At 63.1% G+C, this 15826-nt stretch carries 19 protein-coding genes; 9 read left to right on the forward strand and 10 right to left on the reverse strand.

Going from position 1 to position 15826, the window contains the following annotated elements; all coding sequences use genetic code 11:
- Positions 1-7: 7 nt before the first annotated feature.
- A complete protein-coding gene (locus HU737_RS03640) occupies positions 8-289 on the forward strand; it encodes an Rdx family protein (protein ID WP_186557392.1) in 282 nt (93 codons plus the stop codon).
- Here HU737_RS03640 and HU737_RS03645 read toward each other — a convergent pair whose 3' ends face one another.
- Positions 290-1180, reverse strand: coding sequence for a DMT family transporter (locus HU737_RS03645; protein ID WP_186557393.1), 891 nt, complete (start codon positions 1178-1180; stop codon positions 290-292).
- Positions 1181-1305: 125 nt separating this feature from the next.
- Positions 1306-2070, reverse strand: a complete 765-nt coding sequence (locus HU737_RS03650; RefSeq protein ID WP_186557394.1) for an AraC family transcriptional regulator — start codon at positions 2068-2070, stop codon at positions 1306-1308.
- A gap of 151 nt (positions 2071-2221) precedes the next feature.
- Here HU737_RS03650 and HU737_RS03655 point away from each other — a divergent pair, with 151 nt between their 5' ends.
- Positions 2222-3034: a UDP-2,3-diacylglucosamine diphosphatase gene (locus HU737_RS03655; protein WP_186557395.1), complete on the forward strand. Its 813-nt coding sequence runs from the start codon at positions 2222-2224 to the stop codon at positions 3032-3034.
- Positions 3035-3090: 56 nt separating this feature from the next.
- Here HU737_RS03655 and HU737_RS03660 read toward each other — a convergent pair whose 3' ends face one another.
- A complete protein-coding gene (locus HU737_RS03660; protein WP_186557396.1) occupies positions 3091-3402 on the reverse strand; it encodes an Mpo1-like protein in 312 nt (103 codons plus the stop codon).
- 156 nt (positions 3403-3558) lie between these two features.
- Here HU737_RS03660 and HU737_RS03665 point away from each other — a divergent pair, with 156 nt between their 5' ends.
- The gene (locus HU737_RS03665; protein ID WP_186557397.1) at positions 3559-4614 is read left to right on the forward strand and encodes an AraC family transcriptional regulator; all 1056 of its coding nucleotides are present in this window, start codon (positions 3559-3561) and stop codon (positions 4612-4614) included.
- On the opposite strand, the gene HU737_RS03670 is transcribed toward HU737_RS03665, so the two are convergent.
- Positions 4571-6025: a TrkH family potassium uptake protein gene (locus HU737_RS03670; protein ID WP_186557398.1), complete on the reverse strand. Its 1455-nt coding sequence runs from the start codon at positions 6023-6025 to the stop codon at positions 4571-4573. The two genes, HU737_RS03665 and HU737_RS03670, sit on opposite strands and share 44 nt — an antisense overlap.
- A gap of 184 nt (positions 6026-6209) precedes the next feature.
- Between HU737_RS03670 and HU737_RS03675 the strand changes: the two genes are divergently transcribed.
- Positions 6210-6764 carry a nitroreductase family protein gene (locus HU737_RS03675; RefSeq protein WP_186557399.1) on the forward strand — a complete coding sequence of 185 codons (555 nt, stop codon included), beginning with the start codon at positions 6210-6212 and terminating at the stop codon, positions 6762-6764.
- A gap of 31 nt (positions 6765-6795) precedes the next feature.
- Here the strand turns inward: HU737_RS03675 and HU737_RS03680 are convergent, their stop codons facing one another.
- From HU737_RS03680 to HU737_RS03705, 6 genes are all read right to left on the reverse strand, one after another.
- Positions 6796-8130: a sensor histidine kinase gene (locus HU737_RS03680; protein ID WP_186557400.1), complete on the reverse strand. Its 1335-nt coding sequence runs from the start codon at positions 8128-8130 to the stop codon at positions 6796-6798.
- A gap of 69 nt (positions 8131-8199) precedes the next feature.
- Entirely contained in the window at positions 8200-8616 is a 417-nt protein-coding gene (locus tag HU737_RS03685) for a Spy/CpxP family protein refolding chaperone (protein WP_186557401.1), read from the reverse strand.
- 176 nt (positions 8617-8792) lie between these two features.
- The gene (locus HU737_RS03690) at positions 8793-9470 is read right to left on the reverse strand and encodes a response regulator transcription factor (protein WP_186557402.1); all 678 of its coding nucleotides are present in this window, start codon (positions 9468-9470) and stop codon (positions 8793-8795) included.
- A gap of 7 nt (positions 9471-9477) precedes the next feature.
- A complete protein-coding gene (locus HU737_RS03695) occupies positions 9478-9864 on the reverse strand; it encodes an SH3 domain-containing protein (protein ID WP_186557403.1) in 387 nt (128 codons plus the stop codon).
- A gap of 221 nt (positions 9865-10085) precedes the next feature.
- On the reverse strand, positions 10086-10385 hold the full coding sequence (locus HU737_RS03700; protein WP_085618590.1) for a YciI family protein: 300 nt from the start codon (positions 10383-10385) through the stop codon (positions 10086-10088).
- 1 nt (position 10386) lies between these two features.
- Positions 10387-10983 (reverse strand): septation protein A, encoded by a 597-nt coding sequence (locus HU737_RS03705; RefSeq protein WP_186557404.1) that lies wholly within the window; start codon positions 10981-10983, stop codon positions 10387-10389.
- Positions 10984-11050: 67 nt separating this feature from the next.
- Between HU737_RS03705 and HU737_RS03710 the strand changes: the two genes are divergently transcribed.
- The 5 genes from HU737_RS03710 to rluB all read left to right on the forward strand — a co-directional run bounded on the left by HU737_RS03710 (position 11051) and on the right by rluB (position 15550).
- The gene (locus tag HU737_RS03710; protein WP_186557405.1) at positions 11051-11911 is read left to right on the forward strand and encodes a PHP domain-containing protein; all 861 of its coding nucleotides are present in this window, start codon (positions 11051-11053) and stop codon (positions 11909-11911) included.
- A 13-nt stretch (positions 11912-11924) separates the two neighbouring features.
- Entirely contained in the window at positions 11925-12554 is a 630-nt protein-coding gene (locus HU737_RS03715; RefSeq protein ID WP_217838520.1) for an L-threonylcarbamoyladenylate synthase, read from the forward strand.
- 5 nt (positions 12555-12559) lie between these two features.
- Positions 12560-13378, forward strand: coding sequence for a segregation and condensation protein A (locus HU737_RS03720; protein ID WP_496198503.1), 819 nt, complete (start codon positions 12560-12562; stop codon positions 13376-13378).
- Between the two features lie 21 nt (positions 13379-13399).
- Positions 13400-14188 (forward strand): SMC-Scp complex subunit ScpB, encoded by a 789-nt coding sequence (scpB, locus tag HU737_RS03725; RefSeq protein ID WP_186557407.1) that lies wholly within the window; start codon positions 13400-13402, stop codon positions 14186-14188.
- 279 nt (positions 14189-14467) lie between these two features.
- The gene (gene rluB / locus HU737_RS03730) at positions 14468-15550 is read left to right on the forward strand and encodes a 23S rRNA pseudouridine(2605) synthase RluB (RefSeq protein ID WP_186557408.1); all 1083 of its coding nucleotides are present in this window, start codon (positions 14468-14470) and stop codon (positions 15548-15550) included.
- Positions 15551-15826: the final 276 nt, after the last annotated feature.

Genomic DNA, 15826 nt, shown 5'->3' on the forward strand with positions numbered 1-15826 from the left:
CTTGATCATGTCCAACACCAAGCCGGAAATTGTCATCACCTATTGCACGCAATGTCAGTGGCTGCTGCGCGCAGCCTGGCTGGCCCAGGAGCTGCTCAGCACCTTCTCCGATGACCTTGGCCGCGTCGCCCTGGAGCCGGGCACCGGCGGGATCTTTCGCATCACCTGCGATGGCGTGCAGATCTGGGAACGCAAGGCTGATGGTGGCTTCCCCGAGGCCAAGGTGCTCAAGCAGCGCCTGCGCGACCAGATCGACCCGCAGCGCGACCTGGGCCACAACGATCGCTGATCAGGCGCCCTCTGCCACAGGCCGTTGCTTGGCTGGCTGCTCGGCGGCCAAACGGCTGGACAAGACGATGGCAAAGATGATCAGTGCGCCGCCGGCGAGCATGCGCAAGGTGGGCGTTTCGGCGAACACCATCCAGGCCACGGCGATGCCATATACCGGCTCCATGCCGAACACGACCGCAGCCGTGCGCGCCTTGATCACTGCCAGGGCGGCGACGAACAGGCTGTGTGCGATGCCGGTGCAGAAGATGCCGAGCAGGGCAATCCATAGCCAGTCCATCGGCGTCACGCCGCTAAGGCCTGGCGCTGCAAATGGCAACAGGCACAGGCCGACCACCAGGTTCTGCCACAGCGCTGCCTGTACCGCGGGCAGGCGCCCGGAGCCGGCGCGGTTGATCAGCGATAGCAGCGAGAACAGCAGGCCTGAAAGCAGTGCCCAGAGCAGCCCGCTGGTGGCTTCGCTGGCCAGGTCGAATTCGGGGGTGACCAGGATCAGGCCAATGCTGACCAGCACCACCAAGATTGCCTCGTTACGACGGATGCGTTCGCGGAACAACAGGCCTTCGAGGATTACCGTGAACGCTGGGAAACTGGCAAAGCCCAGGGTGGCGATGGCCACGCCACCCACTTTCACTGCGACGAAAAAGCTCACCCAATGCCCGGCCAGCAGCACCCCGCCCAGTAGCAGGCGGCGTAGGTCTGCTGCTTGGAGCGGCTGCCAGGCTTGGCGGGCGAGGCTGGCGAACAGGCCCAGGGCAAGCACGGCGAAGGCAGCGCGGCCGAATACGATGATGGTGGGGCTGGCGCTGGCGGCGAGTTTGCCGAACACGCCGGTCAGGCCGAAGAACAGCGCGCCGATGTGCAGGGCGCCGAGGGCGGTGCGGTGGTTCATGGGTGTCCCTTGATAAATTCTGTTGCCTGCTTTGGGTCCGCTGCGAAGGGCCGCGCAGCGGACCCAAAAGCGCGATACGGCAACTGTACGGCCTAGCGCCGCCGCTGTCTGTCGCCCAACTCGCGTCAGTTGTCGCCAGACTCGCGTCGTAGCGCCATCGGTGAGCGCCCGAAGGCGCGCAGCACCGCCGCCGCAAAGGCGCTCTGCGAACTGTAGCCGACCTGCGCGGCAACCTCGCCAATCGGCAGGCAGGTCTGCTTGAGCAGTTGTCGAGCCTTGAGCAAGCGGCGCTGGCGGATATAGTCCATCGGCGTTACGCCACACTCGTCAGCAAAGCGTGCATGCAGGCGAGCACTGGATAGCCCGGCCAGCCGCGCCAGATCGGCCACCTGCAGCGGGTAGGCGGCGTAGCGCTCGATGTGCGCATCGAAGGCCGAATAGGGCAGGCGCCTGTCAGCCTGGTGGGGTGTGGCTTGAGCATTGAGGCTGGCAAGCAACAGGCTCGCGCCCTGGCGGGCAATCAGCGGATCATCCACCGGGCTTGCCGCCAGCCAATCGACCAGTTGCTGCTGGCGACTGTCCAGGCCCACAGCCCCGGGACGATCAAGCAGGCGACGGCTGGCCTCGGCGTGCTCGCCCAACTGCTCGCGCAGCCAATGTTCGCCGGGGACGTCCAGCACCAGGCAGTGGCTACCGGCTGCGCTGCCACAGGTGTGATGAGCGCCGGCCGGGACCACCATCAGTTGCTGGCGATCGACCCGCGCACCGTGGCCTTGCACTTCAAAATCCAGGCGCCCATGCAGGCCGAACACCAACTGAGGGTGGTCGTGACTGTGGGCGATCAGGTCATCGCGGTAGTGGCGCAGGGAAAGGATGGGGCCGGCGCTCATAGGGGCTTCCTCGCGGGGCAGAGGGGCATTGTACACATCGTTGCTGGCTGCGGTTGTGCGCTCCATCGCCCTGCGATCAGTCGTCACGGCGCTGCCACCAACCTGTCACTTGCAACTGCCAGTCTCCAGCAAACAGCGCCGGAGCCTGCCCATGACCCACGCCGAACTCGCCCGCCCGTCACGCAAGCAGCGCGTGCGCACCCTGTGGATTTCCGACGTGCACCTGGGCACGCGTGATTGCCAGGCTGAGCACTTGTCGCAGTTTCTCAAGGGCTTTCAGGCTGACCGCATCTACCTGGTTGGCGACATCATCGATGGCTGGAAGCTACGCGGTGGCATCTATTGGCCGCAGGCACACACCAACGTCATTCGCCGCCTGCTGACCATGAGCAAGCGCGGCACCGAGGTGATTTATGTCACCGGCAATCACGACGAGTTCCTGCGCCGCTATTCCAAGCTGATCCTGGGCAATATCCAGTTGGTCGACGAGGCCGAGCACCTGACCGCTGATGGTCGGCGCTTGCTGGTGATCCATGGCGACCAGTTCGACGTGATTACCCGCTATCACCGCTGGCTGGCGTTTCTCGGGGACCGCGCCTATGAGTTCACCCTGGTGCTCAATCGCTGGCTCAACCACTGGCGTGCCCGTTATGGGTACGGCTATTGGTCGTTGTCGGCCTATCTCAAGCACAAGGTCAAAGGGGCGGTGAACTTCATCAGCGATTTTGAGGATGCCATTGCCCACGAATGCACCCGGCGCGGGTTTCATGGGGTGGTGTGCGGGCACATCCACCACGCCGAGATTCGTCAGGTGGGCGAGGTTGAGTACCTCAATTGTGGGGATTGGGTGGAATCATGCACCGCGTTGATCGAGCATTGGGATGGCAGCATCGAGTTGTATCGGCTGGCTGAGGCCCAGGCGCGGGAAAGTGAGCGTTTGGCGGCGTTGCACGAGTCCGCCTAGGACGTGGGCTTTTGGGGTCGTACAGCGGCCCCAAAACCGAACAGACGCGGCAAACCCTACAGGCTGACCTTGCCCCGCAAGATATCCCGAAACATCGCAAAATCCCCGATCAGGCTATACCAAGGGTGCTTGAACGTAGCCGGCCGGTTTTTCTCGAAGAAAAAGTGCCCAACCCAGGCAAACCCATAGCCGGCAAACGGCACGACCAATAGCAACAGCCACTTGCCACTGGCAATGGTATAAGCCAACAGGGCAATCACCAGGCTGGTGCCAACGAAATGCAAGCGCCGGCAGGTGGGATTGCTGTGCTCCCCGAGATAGTAGGGATAGAACTCGGCAAAACTACGAAACTGCGCTGTGCGGTTCATGGCTGTGCTCCCGGAGCTGCCTGTCATTTATGAAGGATACACGGCGTGGAGCCTGAATCGAGTCTAGAGTGATTAGCACAGCGGGCCAGTGACAATAAGCGCCATTTGAGTATCCTTGGCATTCACCGCAGGAGCGGTCAGCACAAGAAGCCTGTCATGAGCGAAAGAACCACGTCAGCGAGCTGGGCATCAGGGATCGTCAAGGCACTCGAGCTGGAAGGGCTCGATTGCCGTGCCATGTTCAAACAGCTAGGGCTGGATTTCGCGGCCCTCGATGACCCCGATGCGCGCTTCCCGCAGGATTCGATGACCCGGCTGTGGCAGCTGGCAGTAGAGCTGTCGGGCAACGAGGCGATCGGCCTGAACATGGCCAGGGTGGTGCGCCCGGCGTCGTTTCATGTCGTGGGCTATGCGCTGATGTCCAGCCGCACCTTGGCCGAGGGCTTCGAGCGCCTGGTGCGTTATCAACGGATCATTGCCGAGAGCTCCGACCTGAGTTTTCGTCTCGGGCCTGAAGGCTACGCGCTGGTGCTGACCGTGCATGGCGACCATTTGCCGCCGACCCGGCATAGCGCCGAGGCGTCGCTGGCATGCGCGTTGTCGTTGTGTACCTGGCTCAGCGGGCGGCCGATCCAGCCGCGCCGGGTGCTGATCCAGGGGCCGCAGCCGAAAAACGTCGAACCTTACAAAGTGGCTTTCCATTCGCCCCTGGTGTTTGACGCACCGCATGATGCGCTGGTATTCGAACGCGCCGACATGGAGGCGCCGCTACCCACCGCCAACGAGGCGATGGCGATTCTGCATGACCGATTTGCCGGTGAATACCTGGCGCGTTTCTCCGAAAGCCGGGTAACCCATCGGGTGCGCCAGGTGTTGTGCCGCATCCTGCCGCAGGGCGAGCCCAAGCGGGAAACCGTGGCCCAGGCCCTGCACCTGTCGCAGCGTACCTTGCAGCGCCGGTTGCAGGAGGAGGGGACCAGCTTCCAGACCCTGCTCGACGATACCCGTCGGGAGCTGGCCGAGCAGTACTTGGCCCAGCCGGGCATGACCTTGCTGGAAACCGCCTACCTGCTGGGCTTCGCCGACCCCAGCAACTTCTACCGGGCGTTTCGCCGCTGGTTCGATGCCACGCCCAGCGAATATCGCTCGCGGCTGGGTGGCGAGCCGCTCAGTGACGCCAGAACGCCGGCATACACAGCACCAGCACCGTAATGATCTCCAGCCGGCCGAGCAGCATGCCGCCGGCCAGGATCCACTTGGCAGCATCCGGCAGGGTCGCGTAGTTACCCGCCGGGCCGATCACCTCGCCAAGGCCTGGGCCGACCCCCGAGACAGTACCGGCGGCGCCGGTCAGCGCGGTCATCCAGTCCACGCCGAGCAGCGACAGCAGCAGGGCGATGACGCAGATGGTGATGGCGAAGAAGAACGAGAAAGTCAGAATCGAGCGCACGATCTCTTCGTCGAGCCGGTGGCCGTTGTACTTCTGCTTGATCACCGCGCGTGGGTGGATCAACTGGTTAAGGCTGGCCTTGAGCAGGATGTAGGCGACCTGGAAGCGGAAGATCTTGATCCCGCCTGCGGTGGAGCCCGAGCAGCCCCCAATGAACCCGAGGTAGAAGAACAGCATCAGCGAGAAGTTGCCCCACAGGCTGTAGTCACCCAGGGCGAAGCCGGTAGTGGTGACCACCGAGGTGACGTTCAGTGCGACGTGGCGCAAGGCATCCAACCAGTGCAGATCGGTGGTGGCCCAATACCAGGTGCCCAGCACCAGCCAGGTGGCCACCAACAGGCCGAGCAGGCCTTGCACCTGTTGATCCTTGATCAGCGCACGGCGGTTGCCGCGCAGGGTGGCCACGTACAGGGTGAACGGCACACTGCCGAGGATCATCACCACCACCGCGACCCAGTGCACGGCGGGGATGTCCCACTTGGCCAGCGATTGGTCGGAGGTGGAGAAACCGCCGGTGGAAATCGCCGACATGGCATGGTTGACCGCATCGAACGGCTTCATTCCCGCCCACCAGAAGGCCAGGCTGCCGATGAAAGTAATGCCGATGTACACCAGCACGATCGACTTGGCGACCATGTGCGAGCGCGGCATGACTTTCTCGGAGCGGTCCGAGGATTCGGTCTGGAACAGGCGCATGCCACCGATGCGCAGCAGCGGCAGGATCGCCACCGCCATGGCGATGAAGCCGATGCCGCCGAGCCAGTGCAGCATCGAGCGCCACATCAGGATCCCCGGAGACATGTTATCCAGCCCGCTGAGCACCGTGGCGCCGGTGGCGGTGATGCCCGACATGCTTTCGAAGAAGGCGTCGGTGTAGCTGATGTGCTGGGTCAGCAGGAACGGCAGGGCAGCGAACTCGCACACTACCAGCCAGCTGCTGACCGTCAGCAGGTACATGTCGCGCGGGCGCAGGTGCACGTGTTCGGGGCGGCCGGGAACGACCAAAGCCAGGCCCGCGATAAAGGTGATCAGGCTCGACCAGAGGAACGACGGCATGTCGCCGGTGCGTTCGAAGATCACCAGGGTGGTCATGGGAACGACCATGCTGACCGCCAGGGTGATCAGGAAGATGCCGATGATGAAACCAATGATCCTTAAGGTCGGCAACGCCATGTGATCTGCTCTGACTCGCAACGGAAAGGGCGCCATTCTACCTGTGGGGCGGCGAGCTGCAAGCTTCTAGCGCCTAGCTGCAAGAAACAGTGGCTCGGCATGCGCCCGAGACTTCTTGGCGCTTGCAGCTTGCGGCCGGCAACTTGAGAATGGGCACACATTTTATCTGCCAGGAGGGTAGCCGATGGAGGCTCTCGACGCATTGCTCAACCGTGTATCCGTACCTCGCCTGACTTATCCTGCGCCCAATGCAGCCCAACGCGAGGCGCTGTTCCAGGCGGCGTTGCGCGCCCCGGATCACGGTCAGCTGCGCCCCTGGCGCTTCCTGACCATCGAGGGGCAGGCGCGGGAAAAGCTCGGTGAGCTGTTTGCAGGCGCTGTAGCGAAAAAAGGCGACGCAAGCCAGGCTGCACTGGACAAAGCCCGCGCCATGCCGCTGCGTGCGCCGCTGCTGATCGTGGTGATTGCCCGGTTGCAGGATCACTTCAAGGTGCCCAAGTCCGAGCAGCGGCTGGCGGCGGGGTGTGCCGCCCACGGCATTTTGATCGCTGCCCATGCCCAGGGCATTGGCGCGGTGTGGCGGACCGGGGACATGGCGTTCGATGCCCATGTGCATCAGGGGTTGGGGTTGCAGGCCAATGAGGAATTGATCGGCTATCTGTATGTGGGGACGCCGGTTAATGAGCCGCGTACGGCGCCGATTTTGGCCACTGCCGAGTTCGTTAGCGCCTGGGAATAAGTGCTTTGGGGCCGCAGCGCGGCCCCTAAGCTCAACTGCCCACCACCGCCGTCACCGGAAACTCCAAGCGCGCAACAAATCCCCCCTGCGGATGATTGCCCAGGCTCAAACTGCCGCCATGGCGCTCCGCCGCCCGCCGGGCGATCGCCAGGCCCAGGCCATGCCCCGCCGCTTCCTGCCCCGGTGCGCGGAAGAACGGCTCGCCCAGCTGGCCGAGGTACTCCGGCGCCACGCCCTTGCCATGATCGCGCACAGTCACCAGCACTCGGTCCTGATCAACGCTGGCACTGATCTCGATAGGTTGCCCTGCCGGATTGAAGCGCAGTGCATTGCGCACCAGATTGTCGACGGCACGCTCGACCAGCGTCGGCCAGCCTTGCAAGGTCAGCCCTGGCGCCGCCTCCAGGCGAATCTCCTGATCCGGGGCGCTGAGCTGGGCATCCTTGCGCACACTGCCTAGCAGCGCATTGAGGTCGACTGGCTCGGCCAGCGCCTGCTCGGCGTCGACGCGCGCCAGGGCGAGGATTTCACTGATCAAGTCTTCCAGCCGATCGCACTCACGGGTCAAGCGCGGCCACAGCGCCTGGCGCTGCTCGGGCTCGGCACGTTCGGCCAGGGCCAGGGCGATACGCAGCCGCGCCAGCGGCGAGCGCAGTTCGTGGGAGACATCGCGCAACAGCTGGCGCTGACTGCCGATCAGGCTTTGCAGGCGCGCGCCCATCTTGTTGAAGTCGTTGGCCAGCACGCCAAATTCGTCACGCCGCGCCGCCAGGCGGGCCAGGCTGTTCTGCTGGTAGCTGGTCTGGCCGAGGTCGTGCACCGCGCCGCGCAAACGGCTGAGCGGGCGAGTGATCGACAGCGTTACCAACAGGCTGAACAGGGTCAGCACGACCAGGGCAATCCCCAGCGCACTGAGCGGCCACAGCAGGCTCTCGCGGTGCCAGGCGTCGAGCTCGGGATGGGGAATGCGATAGATCAGCAAGTAGGTCTCGCCAGTGGTCGGGCTGGTGTATTCCTCGGTCAGCCGGCGCCATGGCAGGCGGCGTTGGTCATTGCGCTGGCGGGCCTCGAAGTCGGCCGCGCGACGCGGGAAGGTGCCTGGCACCACGGCATCGCCGGCATCGTTGAGCACCTGCACATCGACCTTGAAGCGTTGCTTGCGTCGTTCCAGGAAGCGCTGGGCCGAGCCAATGCCCTCTTGCTCGTAATGCTGGGCCCAGCGGCTGGCCAGGGTGTTCAGGCCCGGGTGGCGGCTGAGTATCCAGTTGTCCTGGTTGAGCATATGGCCGAGCAAGATCGACAGGCCGGCGACCAGGGTGATGGCGAGCCAGAAACTGGCCAGGATGCGCCAGAACAGTGAACGCAAGACACGCACCTCCTACAAGCGGGAAAAGCCCGGCCCGCTCAAGAGCGGGCCGGGCATGGGGCGGTCAGCTTACTGGGCCTTGCCGGCTTTTTCAGCTTTCCAGGCTTGGAACTGCTTCCATTCAGCCTTGCGCGCTTCGCGCTCCTTCTTCAGTTCGTCGAACTTCTTCTGCTGCTCAGGCTTGAGCAGGGCGCGCACTTGGCCATCGGCCTTGTCGCGGCTGGCCTTGATCTCGTCCTTCATGGCCTTTTGCTCGGCGGCCGGCAGCTTGGCGATGTAGCGCTCGGTGATATCGCGGCGTTGTTTCATCTGCTCGCCCATCAGCTTGCCGATCTGCTGGCGCTGGTCGCGGGACAAATCCAGTTGGGCGAAAGGCGCGTCACCGCGATGATGCGGGCCGTCGTGGCGCGGGCCGCCTTCAGGCATGGCCATGGCAACGGTCGGCAGGGCGGCGGCGAACATCAGGGCGATAAGGGTCTTGCGCATGGTGTCTCTCCTTTCATGGGCCGGTGTTTACCGGATGAGCCCAGTTTAGGGAGATCAAGGTCAAGAGCGGTCAGGTGAGGGTAAAGGCTGGGTAAAGACCTTGGCTGCAAGTTGTAAGCTTCAAGCGTCAAGAACACACCGATTGCATGCTCTTGTCGCTTGCGGCTGGTCGCTGCTCAGAGGCTGTAGTAATAGCCGCGGCTGCGCAGGGCGACGATGCGCGGGCGGCCATCGGGGTGTGGCCCAACCTTCTTGCGCAGGTTGCTGACATGCATGTCCAGGCTGCGGTCGTACAGGGTCAGCTTGCGGCCCAGGGCGATCTGCGCCAGTTCCTGTTTATCCAGCGGCTCGCCAGGTTGGCGCAGCAGGGCTTCAAGGATGCGGCTTTCCGAAAGGGTCAGGGTCATCTCGCGGCCCTCGATGCTGACCACGCCGCGGGCCGGGCTGAACGCCAGGTCGCCAATTTCGACTTGGGTGGTGGTCGCGGCGGGGTGGCTGCGGCGCAGCACCGCGCGCAGGCGGGCGGTAAGCTCACGCGGGTCGCACGGTTTGGCCAGGTAATCGTCGGCGCCCAGTTCAAGGCCAAGAATCCGGTCCAGCGGCTCGCCGCGCGCGGAGAGCATCAGCACCGGCAGTTCAGCATGCTCGCTGCGCAACTGCTTGAGCAGCTCCAGACCGCTGCCGTCGGGCAGCATTACATCCAGCACCACGGCTGCCGGGGCGTGGGCAGCCAGGGCTTGGCGCGCGCTCATGCCATCGTGGCAGGCGCGCACTTCAAAACCTTCCTGGGTCAGCCAGCTGCCGAGCAGCTCGCAGAGTTCCTGGTCATCATCAATCAGTAACAGCTCGCTCATGACTCACTCAATTCAACCATTGACGGCGTCTTCTGTGTCCGCCACTGGCAAAGATACCGCAGAGTACCGAGAACAGTGCAACGCCTGAGCCAATCAGGAACCATAATTGTTGATCGCTCAGTGGCGATTGCGCGGTATCGGCCTGCATTTGCTTGATCGACAGCTTCAGGCGCTGGTTGTCCTGGCGCAGGCGTGTGAGCTGGGCGCTTTCTCGCTCACTGTCGGCGTTGTGCAATTGCTCGGTGAGGGCTGCACGCTGCTTTTCACTCTCTTCAAGGCGCTGTTGCAGCTCGGTGATCCGGGCACCGGCTTCCAGCGACAGGGTTTGTTCGGCACTGGCCAATGGGCTCAGCAACAGCAAGCAAAGCAGCAGGAACAACGGACCTTGGCGCATTGGAACTCCTGATTGATATCGATTCAGGAGGTTGTCGGCCGCTGGTCGGAATTAATGAGGGTGGGGGCCAATGCCAGTCAGTAGACCCAGGGCCTGTAATTGGGGCTGCTTAGCAGCCCAATCGCAGGCTCCCACAAAGCGCTGGGTCAACCCCATGAACGAGGTATGCACAAACCCTGTGGGAGCGGGCTTGCCCGCGAAACGTGCAACGCGGTGTCAGATCAAGGCAGGACTTGCTTGAACGGCTTCACAACCACTTTGTCGTACACACCTGCGGCAATGTACGGGTCAGCATCGGCCCAGGCTTGCGCGGCGCTTAGCGAGTCGAACTCGGCAACGATCAGGCTGCCGCTGAAACCTGCTTCGCCCGGGTCGTTGCTGTCGATGGCCGGGTGCGGGCCGGCCAGCACCACGCGGCCTTCGGCCTTGAGTTGCTGCAGGCGCTCGATGTGCGCAGGGCGGGCAGCCAGGCGTTTTTCCAGGGAGTTGGCGACGTCGCTGGCGATGATGGCGTAGAGCATGTCAATCCTCGGTCTTGGGGGTGGTAGGGTCGCTGTCGTGCAGGTGGCGCGACAGGTAAACACCTTGGGCGACTAGGAACAACACCGTCATGCCCAGGCTGCCGAACACTTTGAAGTCGACCCAGAAGTCCTGGAAGGTGAAGGCGACGAACAGGTTGGCCGCGCCGCAGATCAGGAAGAAGCCGATCCAGGCCAGGTTCAACCGCGTCCAGATGGCATCGGGCAAGCTCAGCGCGTGGCCCATGATGCGCTTGATCAACACCCGGTCGCCGATGATATGGCTACCGGCGAAGGCCAGGGCGAACAGCCAGTTGACCACCGGTGCCTTCCATTTGAGGAAGGTCTCGCTATGGAACGCCAGGGTCAGACCGCCGAACACCAGGCACGCGACCAGGGTCAGCCACTGACCTTTTTCCAGCTTGCGTTGACGGATGAACAGTGCGCCGTAGACCACCAGCGAGCTTGCGATCAATACTGCCGTTGCACTGTAGATACCGCCCAGTTCGAAGCTGTGGCCAGCGAACTCCAGTGGGCGCGGGTCGAGCTTGTAGACGATGAAGAACAGCAGCAGCGGGATGAAATCGATGAATTGTTTCACAATGGCAGCCAGAAGCGGGATGTGACGGCATAATATCAAACATCGATTCCAGCGGTAGCGCTCCTCCATGAATGTTGATCTGCACTGTCACAGCACGGCCTCCGATGGCGCCCTGTCGCCCGCGGTATTGGTCGCCCGCGCCCACGAGCACGGTGTGCAGACATTGGCCCTGACTGACCACGACACCCTTGAAGGGCTGGCCGAAGCCCGCCAGGCCTGCCTTGCCAAGGGTATGCATTGGGTCAGCGGGGTGGAGCTTTCGTGCACCTGGGGCGGCGCGACCATTCACATATTGGGTTACGATTTCCCCCTCGATGCACCGCCGCTACTGGAGGCTATCGAGGCCCTGCATCGGGGGCGTTGGCTGCGCGCCGAGGAAATCGACCGCCGTCTGGCGGCCAAGGGCATGCCGGGCACGCTTGAAGGCGCACGTGCGGTGCAGCAAGCGCTGGGCGATAGCGGCAACGCCCCGGCGCGGCCGCACTTTGCCGACTACCTGGTGCGCGCCGGGCACGTCAAGGACCGTGGCGAAGCCTTTCGCAAGTGGCTGGGGGCGGGCAAGCTGGGCGACGTCAAGCTGCATTGGCCAACCCTTGAGGAAACTGTCGCGACCCTGCGCCAGTCGAATGCCTGGGTGAGCCTGGCCCATCCCATGCACTACGAACTGACCCGCAGCAAGCGCAGACGGCTGATTGCCGACTATATTCAGGCAGGCGGGCAGGCACTTGAAGTGGTCAATGGGATGATGCCGGCCGAGCAGGTGGGCACTATGTCCATCCTCACCCGTGAGTTCGGCCTGCTGGCAAGCGCTGGCAGTGATTTCCACGGCCCTGGCACCTGGGGCGAAATCGGTGCTTACCGGCCATTACCCGAGGACCTGCCACCTCTGTGGCGCCGATTCAAGCATGAACAGCCTATGGCGATATGAACAGGACGACTTCGTGAGCCAATTTTTCCAGATTCATGCGGAAAACCCGCAGGCGCGCCTGATAAAACAGGCCGTTGAAATCATTCGCAAGGGCGGGGTGGTGGTGTACCCGACCGATTCGGCCTACGCGATGGGCTGTCAGATCGGCGACAAGAACGCTGTCGAGCGGGTGCGCCGGCTGCGCCAACTGGACAAGCATCACAACTTCACCCTGCTGTGCTGCGACCTGTCGCAGATGGGGCTGTTCGCCAAGATCGACACTGCCACCTTCCGCTTGCTCAAGGCGCATATCCCAGGGCCGTATACCTTCATCCTCAACGCCACCCGCGAAGTGCCGCGCCTGCTGCTGCATGAAAAACGCCGCACCATCGGCCTGCGCGTGCCTTCCAACCCCATCGTGCTGGCCTTGCTTGAAGAGCTGGGCGAGCCGCTGATGAGCGTCAGCCTGATCATGCCGGGCGAAGACGAGCCGATGACCGACCCCTACGAGATCCGCCAGGCGTTGGAGCATCACGTCGACCTGATCATCGATGGCGGTTTCGGCGACCTCAAGGCTTCCACAGTGATCAACCTGGCCGGCGACGAGCCGGAAGTGATCCGCGTCGGTTGTGGTGATCCCGCGCCATTCTTGGCCCCTGCGTGAATCAGGTGATCGAAGTAACAGCGCCGCCGAGCGACAGCAACGCCCCCCTGCAGTTGCAACTGGCGCTGGTGTATGGCGAGGCCGTTACCGAGCTGCCGCTTGACTTGTACATCCCCCCAGACGCTTTGGAAGTGATCCTCGAAGCCTTCGAGGGGCCGCTCGACCTGCTGCTGTACCTGATCCGCAAACAGAACATCGACATTCTCGATATCCCGGTGGCGGAGATCACTCGCCAGTACATGTCCTACGTCGAGCTGATGAAGTCGGTGCGCCTGGAGCTGGCGGCGGAATACCTGGTGATGGCCGCGATGCTTGCCGAGATCAAGTCGCGCATGCTGCTGCCGCGCTCCACCGAGGTCGAGGAAGAAGAGGGCGACCCGCGTGCCGAGTTGATCCGCCGCTTGCAGGAGTACGAGCGCTTCAAGGCGGCCGCCGAGGGCATTGACGAACTGCCGCGGGTTGGCCGCGATGTGCTGATCCCACGCCTGGAGGCCCCGCAGGCCAAGGTGCGCAAGCTGTTGCCGCAGGTCAGCCTGGAGGAGATCCTGCTGTCGATGGCCGAAGTCATGCGCCGCAATGACTTGTTCGAAAGCCACCAGATCACCCGCGAGACCCTGTCGACCCGCGAGCGCATGAGCGAAGTGCTCGAACGCCTCAAGGGTGGCGCCTTTGTGCCCTTCGTCGAGCTGTTCAGCGCCGAGGAAGGCAAGCTGGGTGTGGTGGTCACCTTCATGGCGATTCTCGAACTGGTGAAGGAATCGCTCATCGAACTGGTGCAGAATGAGCCGTTCGCCCCGATCCATGTCCGTGCCCGGACCGAGTGAAACAAGCAGACCTGAAGACCCATGAACCTGAATGAACCGCGCGACCTGGCGTCGCTGATCGAGGCATTTCTGCTGGCCTCGGGCAAACCGCAATCGCTTGAACGCCTGTATGAGCTGCTCGAAGAAGCCGAGCGGCCGGCGCCTGCCGTGTTCAAGAAAGCCCTCGAGGTGCTGGCCAAGTCGTGTAATGGCCGGGCTTTCGAACTCAAGGAAGTGGCCAGCGGCTACCGCCTGCAAATCCGCGAAAACTTCGCGCCCTGGGTCGGGCGGCTGTGGGAGGAGCGGCCACAACGCTACTCGCGGGCACTGCTCGAGACCATGGCATTGATCGCCTATCGCCAACCGATCACTCGCGGCGAGATCGAAGATGTGCGTGGCGTGGCGGTCAACACCAATATCATCAAGACCTTGATGGAACGCGAGTGGATTCGCATCGTTGGCTACCGCGAAGTACCCGGGCGGCCGGCGATGTTTGCCACCACCAAGGCGTTTCTCGATCACTTCAACTTGCACAGCCTCGATCAATTGCCGGCGTTGGCCGAGCTGCGCGAGATGGAACCGGAGCCGCTGGTTGACCCGGATGACGCCCCAGTGCCGGCGCATTTGCAGGCGCTGGCCGATGCCAGTCTTGGCGATGAAGAGCTGGGCGAAGGGGGGGAGCCACGCGAAGAGACCAGCTTCCGGACCTTGCTGGTGGAGCTGGATGCCATGGAAGAGGGGTTGAAGACTGATTTCGATGATCTGCGCGATGAGTCGCCGGACGATGAAGCAGCGTCCTCGGTTGAAGATGAGCCTGAGGTGAAGTCCTGATTTAGCAGTGTCAGTGCTGGCCTCATCGCGGGGCAAGCCCGCTCCCACGCTGATGCGGCTCATTTGGCTGGGTGGCTCGGGCTGCGTGGGAGCGGGCTTGCCCCGCGATGAGGCCGAAATTGGCACACCACAGGTCGACCGTTCAGCGCAAACCCCAGCCCCCTGCACAAAACCGGCTACTCTGCAGTGCGTTCGCCCTGCGAACCGCGTATGATGCGCGCCCCTTTGGCGCATTCGTCGCCAATAGCCAATTTCATTCCTACACCGGGAGGTGCCCAGATGAGTGAGCAAAACCTGCAAGAAACCCAAGCCATCCCCCCATCCGGCGAGAAACTGCAAAAAGTTCTCGCGCGCATTGGCGTGGGCTCGCGGCGTGACGTCGAGGCCTGGATCAGCCAAGGCCGGATCAAGGTCAACGGCGTCGCCGCCACCCTCGGCCAGCGCGTTGACCTGCACGACGCAATTGCCGTCGATGGCAAGCTGATCAAGCGCGTGGAGGCTGCCGAGGCCACCCGCCGGGTGATCATGTACAACAAGCCTGATGGCGAGATCTGCACCCGTGACGACCCAGAAGGGCGCCCGACTGTGTTCGACCGCCTGCCGCGTCCGAAAGAAGGCCGCTGGATCAACATCGGCCGTCTGGACATCAACACCACGGGCCTGCTGCTGTTCACCACTGATGGTGAACTGGCCAATCGCCTGATGCACCCGTCCTACGAGATGGACCGCGAGTACGCCGTGCGTGTGCGTGGCGAAGTCGACGACGAGATGGTCGACCGGCTCAAGGCTGGCGTGGTCCTCGAAGATGGCCCGGCGAAGTTCACCGACATCCAGAAAGCGCCTGGTGGCGAAGGCTTCAACCATTGGTACCACTGCGTGGTGATGGAAGGGCGTAACCGTGAGGTTCGTCGTCTGTGGGAATCCCAGGGCGTGATCGTCAGCCGTCTGAAGCGCGTGCGTTTCGGACCAGTGTTCCTCAACTCCGACCTGCCGATGGGCCGCTGGCGCGAAATGAGCCAGGGCGAGATCGACATCCTTGCCGCTGAAGTGGGCCTGCAGCCGGTAGCGCTGCCGACCATGAACCTCAAGGCCAAGGACAAGATGGAGCGTATGCAGCGCAAATCGACCCGTCCGCTGGGCCGGGGCGAGCGCGTGCGTACCTTGCGTCCGGCGCAGGAAGGTCAAGCTGAGCGCCCGGCGCGGGCGGCCCGTGAAGACGGTGCTGCGCGCAAGGGTGGCCGTAGCAGCAGTACCGTTGCCGAGCGTCCGAGCGATATGCGCAAGCGCACCAGCAAGCCAGAAGGCGGTAAGCCTGCGGGTGGCAAGCCTGCTGGCACCGGTCGCGGTAAGCCTCGCGGCTGATCAAGTCTGTAGCTCAGAAAGCCAGCCCGAAGGCTGGCTTTTTTGTGTCCGTTAGACAGAGGCTGGGTTAGCCCCCTCAAACGATGTGGACGTTCCAACGTACTGATTCATCAGAATTTTTTACCAAATGGCAATATTTCGAACCACTGCGTAAGGAAATGTTTACGCTATTGCTCGTTTCAACTGCCCTTCCTCTTCGTTGTAAATAAAACTTGCCAAGTCCTACGCGTTTGAGCATGCCCCCCAGCCCCACCCCCTCTTGCCCAACCCGCCGCA

The organism is Pseudomonas urmiensis (genome assembly GCF_014268815.2).
Taxonomy (GTDB): Bacteria; Pseudomonadota; Gammaproteobacteria; order Pseudomonadales; family Pseudomonadaceae; genus Aquipseudomonas; species Aquipseudomonas urmiensis.